This window comes from Phytohabitans maris (genome assembly GCF_031085175.1).
Classification (GTDB): Bacteria; Actinomycetota; Actinomycetes; order Mycobacteriales; family Micromonosporaceae; genus Phytohabitans; species Phytohabitans maris.
Genome location: NZ_JAVHUY010000030.1, coordinates 24,797 through 36,846, shown reverse-complemented (window position 1 = coordinate 36,846; position 12,050 = coordinate 24,797). Strand labels below are relative to the sequence as shown.

The window sequence follows — 12,050 nt, the reverse complement described above, 5'->3', positions numbered from 1 at the left end:
TCGCTGGTTGGTACGTGCCCGGGAGGGCCGCGCCGACCTCTGGCCGCGGTCGAGAGGGCACGCGTGCCGGACGCTAAGAGGAGCCCATGAGCGCTGCTCAGCCCCTGTATTAACGGAAGGTGAACACCGCCGCGGCGGGTACAGAGTGAACCGTCCGGACGATCCCTGCGTAAGACTGATCGAGAGGAGGCCGGGGTGGCTTGACCGACCAGGATGCCCAGTTGCTGCGCGCGTTGCAGGACGAGCACGGCGACGCACTTTTCGCTCACGCACTCCGGCTGGCCGGGGGCGACCGGCAACGAGCCGAGGACCTTGTGCAGGAGACGCTGCTGCGCGCGTGGCGGCATCCCGAAGCGCTGGATCCGCAACGGGGCTCGGTGCGGGCCTGGTTGTTCACCACCGCGCGCAACCTGGCAATCGACGCGTGGCGGCGGCGTTCCGCCCGGGTCGGGGAGATCGTCACGGACGAGCTGCCCGAGCCGCCGCCCGCGGTGGACGAGGCAGACCGGGCGGTCGAGGCGTGGACCGTGGCCGAGGCGCTCGGGCGGCTCTCCGCGTCGCACCGCGAGGTGCTCGTGGAGTGCTTCTACGAGGGGCGTTCGGTCGCCGAAGCGTCGACCCGGCTCGGCGTACCGCCGGGCACGGTGAAGTCCCGCACGCACTACGCGCTGCGTTCGCTGCGCCTGGTCCTGGAGGAGATGGGGGTGACGAGATGAGGTGCGACTACGCGTACGACAGCGGTGCCTACGTGCTCGGCGCCCTGTCCCCGAGCGAGCGGGCCGCCTACGAGCGCCATCTCGCCGAGTGCCCCACCTGCCGCGAGGCGGTCGGTGAGGTGGCCGTACTGCCGGGTCTCCTGGGGAGGCTCGACCCGGCCGGCCTGGAGCAGATCGCCTCGGCGCCCTCCGCGGAGTCGCGCATGCCGGACCTGCTCTCGGCCGTCACCGAGGTGCGCCGCAAGGAGCGGTCCGCGCGCCGGTGGCGTACGGCCGGCTCGCTGCTCACCGCCGCCTGCCTCGCCCTCTTCGCCGGCTTCGGCGCGGGCATCCTGCGCGACGGCAGCTCGGCCGGCACCCAGCCGCCACCCGTGGCACAGGCCACCACGCCCGGCCCGGTCAAACCGCGCATGGTCGCGATGAAGTCGGTCGTGGGTGAGCTGCCGATCACCGCCGAGGTCGGCCTCACGCCGACGAAGTGGGGCACCCGCGTCACCGTCCACTGCGCGTACCCGGCGCAGGGCGGGCAGAGCAAGACGTACACGTACCGGCTGATGGCGTGGGACTCGGAGGGCGAGAAGGAGGAGATCGGCTCGTGGTCGGTCTCCCCGGGAGCGGACGAGGTCTTCCCCGCGGTGACGAGCTTCTCGCCGGATCAGCTGGCCCGGCTGGCGCTCACCAAGAAGGACGGCACGCCACTGATGGAGTACAAGGTCCCGTAGCGCTCAGCCGGCCAGCGCGGGCTCCCGCTCGGGGGTACGGCGGCGGGCCGTGCGCAGCCCGTCGACCGTAAACACGACGAGGGCGAGCCACACCAGCGCGAACCCGGCCAGGCGGGCCGGCGGCATCGGCTCGTGGAAGATCAGTACGCCGCAGCCGAGCTGGAGGATCGGCGCGATGTACTGCAGGATGCCGATGCCGGTCATCGGGACCCGGTTGGCCGCGCCGGCGAAGAGCAGCAGCGGCGTGGCGGTGGCGGCGCCGGCCACGATCAGCAGCGCCGTGTGCCCGGCCCCCTGCCCGAACGTGGAGTCGCCGCGCGCGGTCAGCCACGCCAGGTAGGCCAGCGCGGGCAGGGCGAGGGCCGCCGACTCCACCAGGAGCCCCTCCGCGGCGGGGAGGGCGAGGCGCTTCTTGACCAGGCTGTACCCCCCGAAGCTCGCGGCGAGCGTGAGCGCGATGAACGGCAGCCGCCCGTAGTCGATGGTGAGCACCGCCACCGCGAGCGTGCCGATGCCGACCGCGGTCCACTGCGCCGGGTTGAGCCGCTCGCGCAGCGCGACGACGCCGAGCAGCACCATGACCAGCGGGCCGATGAAGTAGCCGAGGGCGGTCTCCACCACGTGCTCGGAGTTGATGCCGTAGATGTACATGCCCCAGTTGACCGCGATGAGCGCGGAGGCCAGGCAGATGCCGGCGAGCCGGCCGGGGCGGCGGGCCAGCTCGCGCAGGAACCGCCACCGGCGGACCAGCGTGAGCAGCAGGGCCACGAACGCCACCGACCACACCACCCGGTGGGCCAGGATCTCCACCGCGCCGGCGGGCAGCAGCACCCGGATGTAGAGCGGGAAGAAGCCCCAGAGGGTGTACGCCCCGATGCCGAACAGGTATCCGCGCCGGAGCTCGCTCAAGGCCGTCCTCGCTTCGCTGCGGGCGGCCTCGAGGCTCCAAGCGCGCTGTGCCTGATGGTTCGCTCGCTCACTGCTCGACCTGGGGGCGGCGGTACTCCATCCACCGGTCCGGCTCGGCCAGCGGGGTGAAGCCGACCTTCGCGTAGACGGCGTGGGCGTCGGCGGTGGCGAGCATGATGCGGCGGACCCCGTGGCGGCCGAGCACGTCGCGCACCTGCTCGACCATCCAGGTGCCCAGGCCGCGGCCGCGCACGGCCCGGTCGACGTAGACGTCGCAGAGCCACGCGAACGTGGCACCGTCGGTCACCACGCGGGCGAACGCCACCTGGCCGCCGCCGTCGCCCTCCGGCCGGTAGACCCCGAACAGCCGCGATCCCGCGAACGACCGGTCGACCATCTCGCGGGGCCGGCCGACCGCCCAGTACGCGTCCGTGGAGAGCCAGGCGTAGACCAGGTCGGCGTCGACCAGGGCCGGATCGGGCGAGAAGACGTACCCGTCGGGGTGCATGATCGTCGGCACGGCTCCGACGCTATCTCGACGGTCCGCCCTGGTCGCCGGCCAATTCCCAGCCCGTGGTCAGTCCTTGTCGCCCACCAGCGCGTTGAGGACCCAGCTCACGATGCCGACCAGGAGGGCGCCCACGACGGCGCTCGGCCAGAAGTCGTCGACGTGGAAGGGCAGGTCGAGCTCGCCCGCGATCCAGCTGGTCAGCAGGAAGAGCGCGCCGTTGACGACGATCGCCACGAGGCCGAGCGTGAGTACGTAGAACGCGCAGCCGACGGTCTTGATGATCGGCCGGAGCACGGCGTTGACCACGCCGAAGATCGCCGCCACGACCACCAGTGTGAGGACCGCCTCACCGACCGAGTCGGTGGAGAGCGTGATGCCGGGAACGATGACCGTAGTGATCCACAGCGCGACGGCGCTGACCGCGAGCCGGATGAGGATGCCCATGGCCGGCGATATTAAGGGACAGCGATCAACACGTGTGGCCCGCTAGCGTGTTTGGCGCCCGTGGTCATTGGGGGTGCGCGTGTCGTCCCGTCAGGATCAGCTCCATTCGCACCAGTTCCTGGTGCAGCGTGTCGTGGCCGCCCTGGTGTTGCGTGACCCCGATCCGGGCCGCTCGCCGTTTCCCCGGGCCGCCGGCGCGGCGGTGGCGAGCGTGCTGGTCGCGGCGATCGCGGTGGGCGCCGTCGCGCTGTACGGGACGGTGGTGGGCGCGGCCACCCCGCGGTGGGGCGGCGGCCCGGCGGTGCTGGTGGAGAAGGAGACCGGCGCGCGGCTGGTCTACCGCGAGGGCAAGCTGCATCCGGTGCCCAACCACGCGTCGGCCCTGCTCGTCCTCGGGCCGGGCGTGGAGACCGTGCTGGTGTCGCAAGGATCGATCGAGGGGTTGCCGCGCGGCGTACCCCTGGGGATCGAAAACGCCCCCGACGCCGTGCCCGACCCGCGGCGCCTGACCACCGCGCCCTGGACCGTGTGTTCTACATCGGACAGTGCCGCGGTGCTGGTCGGCGCCGCCGCCGGCGATGCGCCCTTGGCCGAGCGCGGCCTGCTGGTCCGCGCGGGCGGCGACCTCCACCTGGTCTGGCAGCAGCGCCGCCACCTCCTGCGCGACCGCGACCTGGTGCTCTCCGCCCTGGGCTGGACCGCCGAGCGGCCGGTCGCGGTGGCGCCGGCGCTGCTGGCGGCCCTCCCGGCCGGCGCCGACCTGGCCCGCATCCCGATCGCCGGCGCGGGCGGCGACGCGCGGGGCGTGCCGGGTGCGGCGGTCGGCGACGTCTTCGTGATCGAGTCGCAGGACGGCGGCCGCCAGTACGCCGTGGCCCTGCCCGGCGGCCTCGCCCCGATCACCCAACTCCAGGCCGACCTGCTGCTGACCGACCTCGACCAGCGCGAGCCGGTGCGGCTTGCCCAGGGCGAGTACGCCGACCTCCCGCGGCTGGCCGCGCTCGACCTGGCCGGCCTGCCGCCGACCACCCCACCCCTCGCCGGCCCGACTCCGACGGTGTGCGCCACCGCACCCGGCGCCGGCGTGCGGGTGGGCGGGTCCGTGCCCCGCACCGGCGTCGTCGTCCCGCCCGGCGGGGCGGCGCTCGTCGAGGCCGCCGACACCGTCTATCTGGTCACCGACCGCGGGCGGCGGCACGCCATGTCCGGCCGCGAGGTGCCAGCTCTCCTCGGGTACGGCGACGTGCGCCCCCTCCCGCTCCCAGCAGCCGTAGTCGCCCTGATCCCCGAAGGCGTCCCGCTAGACCCCGCACGAGCCCGCGCCCCCCTGCCCGGCAGTTGATCAGGGAGTGGGTGGGCGTGTCGGGCGGCGCGTCGCTCCACCAAGTCCCTGATCAAACAGCTTGTGGGCGCGGGGTTATCCACAGGGGGTTTTCGGTGGGGTTCTCAGTGGCTACCTTCGGTGGGTCGTCGCATCGATGGGGGTGGCTGATGGATCGCACCGAAGCCGAGGCGGCGGTGCTGGAGCGCACCGCTGCGAAGTTCGACCAGGTCAATCGTGATCTCGACGCGATGCTCAAGGCGCTGATGAGCCAGCTGGAGGTGCTGCGCGGCGCGTGGCAGGGCGCCGGTGGGCGCTCCTTCGAGCAGGTCAAGACCGAGTGGGCGGACGACCAGGCGGCCATCCAGCGCACGCTGGGCGAGACGGCGGCCGCGCTCCGGGCGGCCGGCCGGGGCTATGACGCGGCCGACGACCAGGCCGCCGGCCGGCTCGCCGCCACCCATCGCGGCATCGACCTGCCGCTCTGAGTCGAGGAGTGTGTCCGATGAGTGACAGCCGGCTGGTGGTCAACTTCGCCGCCCTGCACCAGGCCAGCACCGACATCCAGCGGGCGCTCGGCCTGCTCGACTCCCACCTTGGCCAGCTGGAGCGCGACGCGGCGCCGCTGGTCGCCAGCTGGGAGGGGGCCGCCCGCGAGGCGTATGACACCCGCCAGGCCACGTGGCGCCGCGCGTCACGCGACCTGCAGGCGATCCTGCGCGAGATCAAGGTGGCGGTCGACGAGAGCGCCGCCGACTACCACGACACCGAGCGCCGGGCCGCCGGCCGCTTCTAGTGTGATCGAAGCTCCTCTCAGTCGTTAGCAGTCATTAGGAGCTTCGATCACACGGAGCGGCGCTCCGGGTCTGCGGGGTGGCTCGGCGGCCGGTGGGAGGGGACTGCCGGCGGGCGGCGCCACGTGCGAGGGTGAGAAGTTGGCGGTGTCGGTGTCCAGGAGGCGGTTCCCGATACAAGCCGGCCATTGTGATCTTGCTCTTACCTTGTAGGTTGTACGCGATGCATGTGGCCTGTTCGGTGGAGAGGAGGTGGCCGTGACCGAATGGGAGCCGGCCACCGAGGCCGAGGCTGCCATGCGCGACGCGCTGCGCGGCGGCGACCAGGAGGAGTACTTCCGGATTCTCGCGCGCACCGAGCTGCTGCTGCCGGTCTCCGCTGACTCGATCGCCGGCCAGACGCCGGTCGGTTGGGGCACCTGGACCACCAGCGGGCGCACGCACGTGCTCGCGTTCACGTCCGGCATCGCGCTGCAGGCGTGCCTGGCGGAAAACGCGGGTTCGGCGCGCCGCATGGCATATCAGGAGTTGGCCGCCGTCTGGCCCAACCTCGAGTGGTGGCTGGCCGTCAACCCCGGCCTGCCGATCGAGGGCTATCTGCCGGCGTGGTTCGTGACCCAGCTCGCACGGGGCGACGTGCGGCTGCCCGGGCGTTCGATGGGCGCCCGCGCGCGGCTGGAAAAGGCCGAGTCGGCGGCCCGCGCCCGGGCCACCGCCGTCGTGCCGGGCCGCATCACACCGCCCGGCTCCGAGCCCACCAGCCCCGCCCCGGGCACCCTTGCCGCCGCCGGTGCCGGTGGCCTGACCGCGGCCGGCCCTGGTGGCCTGGCGACGCCCGCCCAAAACGGCTTTACGACCGCGGGCCCGGGCGGCCCGGGTGGTCTCGGCGTGCCCGGAGCCGGCGGCTTGCGCGGCCCCGAGCCGGGCGCTCCCGCCGCGGACGGCCAGGGTGGCTTCGATCCCACCGGCAACCGCGGTCTCCACCCCGCGGGCCCGCGCGGCTTCGACCCTGCCGGCACGCGCGACGGCGCCCCGAGCGGCCCGCGCGAGGGCGGTCCTGGCGCGGACCAGAGCGGCCCGACCGCCTTCGACCGTGGCAGTGGGCCCGGGTCGGGCTTTGATCGGGCCGGCGGTCCGGGGTCGGGTGGCTTCGGCGGACCGAGTGCTTTCGACCAGGGGAGTGGCCCCGGGGCGAGTGGCTTTGGGGGCGCGGGCGGACCGGGCGGCACCGGCGCGGGCCCCGGGTTCGGCGGCCCCGGCGGCCCTGGCGGTGGTCAGGGCGGATTCGGGCAGAGCGGTCCCGGCGCCGGCGCGAGCGCCGCGGGTGGCGCGGGCGGCTTCGGGCAGGCGGGCCAGGGCGGTTCGGGCGCTGGCCTGAGTGGTTCGGGCGGTCTCGGTCAGGGTCCCAGCGGTTCGGGTGGCTTCGGTCAGGGGCCGAGCGCTTCGGGTGGCTTCGGGCAGGCGGGTGCCGGCCCTAGCGGCGCGGAGCAGGGCGGCGCAAACCCCAGCGGGTCCGGCTTGAGTGGTGCCGGCGGCGGGTTTGGCGGCGGAGCGCGGGGCGCCGGGTTCGGCGGCGGTGAGCAGGGCGGCCACGGCGGCCCAGGCCCCAGCGGTGCCGGCCATCGCGGCTTCGGCGCCCCGAGCGAGAGCGCCGCCCGAGAGAGCGCCGCCCGAGAGAGCGCCGCCCGAGAGAGCTTCCCGAGCGAGAGAGCCGGCCGCGAGAGCACCCACAGCGAGAGCACCGTCCGAGAGGGCTTCCCCAGCGGGAGCACCGCCGGCGATAGCATCTCGGGCGAGATCGTTCCCAGCGAGAGCGGCCTGAGTGGTGCGGGCCTGGGCGGCACGGGCCAGGGCGGTGCCAAGCCGGGTGGTCTCAGCGGCACGGGGCTGAGCGGCGCGGGCCAGGGCGGCCTCACCGGGGCCGCGGGCGGCCTCACGGGGGCCGCAGCGGGCGCGGCCGGGCCGAGCGGCCTCAGCGGCGGCGCAGGCGGAGCCGGCTACCGGTCCGCGGTGCCGGCCGGACAGTCGGCCGCTGGCGGAGCCGCCGGAGTGGGTGGCCCGCCCCCAAGCGCGGTCTCGCCCCTCGCGGCCACGCCACCGCCGCCGGTGCCGGACCTGCCCACGGGCCTGAGCGGCGGAACGGTTGGCAGCATCGGCGCGGCTGGCAGCGGCAGCGCGGCTGGCGGTGCCGGCGGCGCGAGTGGCAGTGCCGGCGCGAGTAGTGCCGGCGGCGGAGCGGCTGGCAGCGGCGGCGCGAGCAGTGGTGGCAGCGGCGGCGGCGCGGGTGGCAGCGGCGGTCTCCCGCGGCGGGTGGCGGGCAGTGGGCCGGCGATCCCGCTCGGGCCCATCGGCGCCAACCTCCCGCCGATTACCCCCGGATCGCCGCAGGCGGCCGGCACCGCCTCCACCGGTGCGCAGGGGCCGGGCCTGGCTTCCGCCAGTGGACCGGGCACAAGCCCGTCCTTCGGCGGCGGGGAGGTGGCCGGCGCGGCGTCCACCAGCGTCCGGCCGGCGAGCGCGCCACCGAGCAACGGCACGAGCGCGGGAGCGCCGCGCCCCTGGGACACCCCACCCGCGACGCAAGCATGGGATCCCAACGCGACCGGTACGCCCACGCAGCCGTGGGATGTGACCGCCGCGAGCGTGCCGCCGCAGCGGGAGCCGGCGCCCCCGGCACAGCCGCCGCAGCCGCCACCGCCCGACTTCAAGCCGTCCAACGACGTCGAAAAGAGCCTGCTGGCGGCCGCCGCCGAGGGGAGCACCGACAACTTCCTCTCGACGCTGCTGCTGGCCAAGGTGCTGCTGCCGGTGTCGCCGGTCTCGGCCGACGGGACACGGCCGGGCGAGCCCGGGTTCGCGTGGCTGACCGAGACGATCGACGGCGAGCCCTACGTGGTGGTCTTCACTTCCGTGGATCGGCTCCGCGACCACCTCGGCGAGACGATCGAGACGATCGACGTCAAGTTCATGCAGCTCATCAAGGCTTGGCCGGACCCGGCGTGGTCGTTCGCGGTCAACCCCAGCACGCCCGTCGGGGCCAAGCTGCCCGGCGTGCAGATCCTCGCGCTGGCCAACTGGGCGGCCGATGTCGGGCTGGGCGGCGACACCGAGGAGATCGAGCCGGCCTCCCGCCCGGTCAAGAAGAGTGCCACGCCGGACCCCAACCAGCCGACGATGATGCAAAAGGCGGTCGCGCCGAGCCAGGTCGACTACTACGTCGAGCGGGGCTACGACCGCGTATCCGGCTTCGTCCACCGGGCCAACGAGGTCGCCCACCTCGACACACCCGCGAAGGTGTACGCGGCGCTGGGGCTGAGCTACGCGGGCTCGGCGTTCAAGCGCGACGCCGACGAGATCTACGTGCTGCGGTGGCCGGCCTACCGTCCCAGCCTCTACCGGATCCCGTACGGCGGGCAGAACGAGCCGGCCATGCGCGCCATGGAGGGCTGGGTCATCGAGCGGGCACCGTTCCGCGGCAACGGGTTCGCGCCCAGCGACAGCGGCGACGTGATCGCAGAGTTCAAAGTGGACAGTGCCCGCCTGCCGCACGGCGCCCAGCTCTGGCGGATCGCGGCGGACGGTACGGAAAAGCTGGTCGCGCTCCTCGACGCCGACGCACCCACCTGGCGAAAGGTGGGCGACGAATGATGCGCGACGGCTACGTGGCCCGCTGGCGGGGGCGGGAGTACGAGGCCAGCCCTGACGGCGAAAGCATGCGCCTCTACCAGCCTGGGCCGGGTGACGACTTCGAGCAGGTGCGGCCGGGCCGCTTCGTCCGCGTGCTGCCGCTCGCCGAGCTCGAAGACGTGGCGTACGTGCGGACCACCTGCACCTGGAAGGGTGAGCCGTTCATCGTGCTGGCCGAGCACGACACCTGGCTGCGCGTGGAGTACACGGGGGGCCGCTGGCCGATGGCGCAGGCGCTCGGCCTGGAGGAGTTCGACTTCGGCGTCTACCAGGGCTGGGCCCCTGCCAACGAGGTAACCGACCTGCGCGAGCACCGCGTCTAAAGGGACGGTGACCAAACGCGGAGGGTGAGGCCGCGGGAGCGACGGTCTGTACCACGGCGGACATCGCGGTAGCTCAATGGCTCTTCTAGGATTTTACCCAGCGGAGGATCTCGCCGAGCACCGTCTCCGGGGCCTCGACGTGCGGAAAGTGGCCGACCCCGTCGAGGAGGCGCCACTCGTATTGGGCGATCACGTAGCGGCCGGAGCCTTGCGCGGTGCGCGGCAGGATCGCGTTGTCGACGGCACCGTGCAGTTGCAGCGTCGGCGTGACGAGGGGCTGCTGGAGGGCCTTGACGAAGCGGTACCCGTGCAGGCGCAGCACCGAGCGGAACGCCCACCGGTAGGCCTCCAGCGCGCAGAACGCCGCCTGCGGGATCTGCATCGCCTCGCGGCACCGCCGCTCGTAGTCGGGGTATCCGGCGCTGTCCAACCAGGACGGTCCAGCGCAACGGCGCAGGAACACGCCGACGAGCTCGGCGTCGTCCCGGGTGAGCGCGTGCTCGTACCGGGGGATCTGAAACTTGAGCGTGTTTGCCGACGCGGAGAACTGCCCGCGCGGGTCGGCGAAGAGCGCGGCGCGCAGCCGCAGTGGGTGGGCGGCGCCGAGGACGACGAGGCGCCGCACCATCTTGGGGTGGAACGCGGCGGCGGTCCAGCCGAGCATGCCGCCGAAGCCGGTGCCCACGATCACCGCGGAACGCTCGCCGAGCGCCCGGATCAGGCCGGTGACGTCGGCCGCCATCGTGTACCCGTCGTAGCCGCGCGGGGGCTTGTCGCTCGCCCCGTAACCGCGCATGTCGACGGCGACGGCGCGGAAGCCGGCGTCGGCGATGCCCGGCAGCAGCTCGTGCCAGGCCCACCAGAACTCCGGAAACCCGTGCAGGAGCAGCACCAGCGGGCCGGTGCCGGTCTCGACGGCGTGGAAGCGGGTGCCGTTGGCCCCCACGAAACGGTGCGTCCAGGGCCCGTCCACCAGGACGCAAGAATCATCCATGCGGCCCAGCGTACGGTCCGGGCGCGCCACCTGCCCCGACGCGCCGTTACGGTCGAGGGGTGACCCTGCCGATTTCAGTGATCTCCGTGTCCGGGACCCCGGGCGAGTGCGGCGCGGCGTACGGTGCCGCGGCTGCCCCGCTGATCGCCGCCAACGTCCGCCTCTACCTGCAACGATTCCGTGACCAGGCCGGGCTGGACGCTGCCGCCGTGCGGGCCGCCGGTGCCGCCTTCCGCCGCGCCTCCACCCAGCTGCTGCCGCGGGTGGCCGCGATGCTCGACGGGGTGGCCGAGGGCGCGGGGGCGAACGCGGAGGAGTTGTACGCGCTCAACGGCCGCACCGAGCTGATCTACGGCACGCCGTACGACGGTGACGGTGGCTGCACCTCGATCGGCGTGCTGGACACCCACACCACCAGCCGCACCACGCTGCTCGGGCAAAACTGGGACTGGCATCCGGCGCAGCGCGAGGCCATGGTCGTGCTCCAGACCCGCGACGAGCACGGCTTCGAGGTCATCACGCTCGCCGAGGCCGGGATGCTGGCCAAGGCGGGGCTCAACTCGGCCGGGCTCGGCGTGTGCCTCAACATGCTCGGCTCGGACCGCGACGGGGCGCGTGACGGCCTCGTGCCGTACCACGTGCTCCTCCGCGCGGTGCTGGAGTGCGACCACCTCGGCGCCGCCCTGCGCGTGGCCGCACGCACCCCACGCGGGGCGTCGCTCAACCTCCTGCTGGGCCAGGCCGGGACGCTGGGCCAGGCCGGGACGCTGCGTCAAGCCGGGACGCTGCGTCAAGCCGGGACGCTGCGTCAAGCCGGGGCCGGAACGCTGGGTCAAGCCGGGGCCCGGAGGCTGGGCCAGGCGGGGACGCTGGGCCAGGCCGGCAGGGCGGGCGAGTACGGCGGGGAGATCATCGACGTCGAGGTGGTGCCCGGCGACATCGGCTGGCTGCACCCGGTCGACGGGTACATCACGCACGCGAACCACATCGAGACCGCGCTGCCGGTACGCGATCGGCAGCGGGACTTCGGCGGCGCGTCACTGTTTCGCGGCGCCCGGGCCCGGCGGCTGCTCGGGGCGGTGGTCGCCCAGCGCAAGGTGCACGAAAACGACCTGAAAGCGATCTTCCGCGACCACGGCGGCTATCCGATGGCGATCTGCCGGCACGTGGACGAGCGGGACGAGCCGCTCGAACGTGCCGAGACCGTCTACTCGGTGCTGCTCGACCTCGACGAGCGGCGCTTCGGGCTGGCGGAGGGACCGCCGTGTGGCAACAAGTACGGCTTTACCCGACTCGCTCGATCCTGACGGCGCTGCGCGGCTCGCCCGGGCCACAGTCGATCTTCAGGAGCAGCGGGGCGGCCTCCACCCGGATCGTGGTGCCGACCTCCAGGGACGTCCCGGCGTCGCTGTAGAGCGCGTACTGCTTGCCGTCGTCGGTCTCCATGCCGTAGCAGGGGCCGCTGCCACCCCGGGTGACCCGCCCGACCAGGACGTTCTTGGGCGGTCGCGGGTCGCTCGGCGACGCCGGCGGGGCGGTCGGCGGGCGCACCGTCGGGGGACTGGTCGAGCTCAGCGGCGGCTCGCTCACGGCTCCTCCGTCTCCCGCGGGCCCGGGCGAGTCCGCGCA

Annotated in this window: 13 protein-coding genes; 8 read left to right on the top strand and 5 right to left on the bottom strand. The window is 73.7% G+C overall.

The window, feature by feature from the left end; all coding sequences use genetic code 11:
• The first annotated feature begins 221 nt into the window (after nt 1–221).
• Both RB614_RS28065 and RB614_RS28060 read left to right on the top strand, forming a co-directional pair.
• On the top strand, nt 222–716 hold the full coding sequence (locus RB614_RS28065) for a sigma-70 family RNA polymerase sigma factor (protein ID WP_308715736.1): 495 nt from the start codon (nt 222–224) through the stop codon (nt 714–716).
• Nucleotides 713–1,438: a zf-HC2 domain-containing protein gene (locus RB614_RS28060; RefSeq protein WP_308715654.1), complete on the top strand. Its 726-nt coding sequence runs from the start codon at nt 713–715 to the stop codon at nt 1,436–1,438. Before RB614_RS28065 ends, RB614_RS28060 begins: the two co-directional genes overlap by 4 nt.
• A gap of 3 nt (nt 1,439–1,441) precedes the next feature.
• Here the strand turns inward: RB614_RS28060 and rarD are convergent, their stop codons facing one another.
• The 3 genes from rarD to RB614_RS28045 all read right to left on the bottom strand — a co-directional run bounded on the left by rarD (nt 1,442) and on the right by RB614_RS28045 (nt 3,302).
• A complete protein-coding gene (gene rarD, locus RB614_RS28055) occupies nt 1,442–2,347 on the bottom strand; it encodes an EamA family transporter RarD (protein WP_308715653.1) in 906 nt (301 codons plus the stop codon).
• A gap of 67 nt (nt 2,348–2,414) precedes the next feature.
• Nucleotides 2,415–2,855, bottom strand: coding sequence for a GNAT family N-acetyltransferase (locus RB614_RS28050; protein WP_308715735.1), 441 nt, complete (start codon nt 2,853–2,855; stop codon nt 2,415–2,417).
• 69 nt (nt 2,856–2,924) lie between these two features.
• Complete coding sequence (locus tag RB614_RS28045; RefSeq protein ID WP_308715652.1) at nt 2,925–3,302, bottom strand: phage holin family protein; 378 nt, start codon at nt 3,300–3,302, stop codon at nt 2,925–2,927.
• Nucleotides 3,303–3,381: 79 nt separating this feature from the next.
• Between RB614_RS28045 and eccB the strand changes: the two genes are divergently transcribed.
• From eccB to RB614_RS28020, 5 genes are all read left to right on the top strand, one after another.
• Nucleotides 3,382–4,644: a type VII secretion protein EccB gene (gene eccB / locus RB614_RS28040; protein WP_308715651.1), complete on the top strand. Its 1,263-nt coding sequence runs from the start codon at nt 3,382–3,384 to the stop codon at nt 4,642–4,644.
• A 149-nt stretch (nt 4,645–4,793) separates the two neighbouring features.
• Nucleotides 4,794–5,111, top strand: a complete 318-nt coding sequence (locus RB614_RS28035; protein ID WP_308715650.1) for a WXG100 family type VII secretion target — start codon at nt 4,794–4,796, stop codon at nt 5,109–5,111.
• Nucleotides 5,112–5,128: 17 nt separating this feature from the next.
• On the top strand, nt 5,129–5,419 hold the full coding sequence (locus tag RB614_RS28030; protein ID WP_308715649.1) for a WXG100 family type VII secretion target: 291 nt from the start codon (nt 5,129–5,131) through the stop codon (nt 5,417–5,419).
• A gap of 256 nt (nt 5,420–5,675) precedes the next feature.
• Entirely contained in the window at nt 5,676–9,065 is a 3,390-nt protein-coding gene (locus RB614_RS28025) for an SseB family protein (protein ID WP_308715648.1), read from the top strand.
• On the top strand, nt 9,062–9,427 hold the full coding sequence (locus RB614_RS28020) for a hypothetical protein (RefSeq protein WP_308715647.1): 366 nt from the start codon (nt 9,062–9,064) through the stop codon (nt 9,425–9,427). Before RB614_RS28025 ends, RB614_RS28020 begins: the two co-directional genes overlap by 4 nt.
• Before the next feature lie 85 nt (nt 9,428–9,512).
• Here RB614_RS28020 and RB614_RS28015 read toward each other — a convergent pair whose 3' ends face one another.
• Nucleotides 9,513–10,421: an alpha/beta fold hydrolase gene (locus RB614_RS28015; RefSeq protein WP_308715646.1), complete on the bottom strand. Its 909-nt coding sequence runs from the start codon at nt 10,419–10,421 to the stop codon at nt 9,513–9,515.
• An 86-nt stretch (nt 10,422–10,507) separates the two neighbouring features.
• On the opposite strand from RB614_RS28015, the gene RB614_RS28010 reads away from it, so the two are divergent.
• Nucleotides 10,508–11,728: a C45 family peptidase gene (locus RB614_RS28010; RefSeq protein WP_308715645.1), complete on the top strand. Its 1,221-nt coding sequence runs from the start codon at nt 10,508–10,510 to the stop codon at nt 11,726–11,728.
• Here RB614_RS28010 and RB614_RS28005 read toward each other — a convergent pair.
• A complete protein-coding gene (locus RB614_RS28005) occupies nt 11,706–12,011 on the bottom strand; it encodes a hypothetical protein (RefSeq protein WP_308715644.1) in 306 nt (101 codons plus the stop codon). The two genes, RB614_RS28010 and RB614_RS28005, sit on opposite strands and share 23 nt — an antisense overlap.
• Between the last annotated feature and the right edge of the window lie 39 nt (nt 12,012–12,050).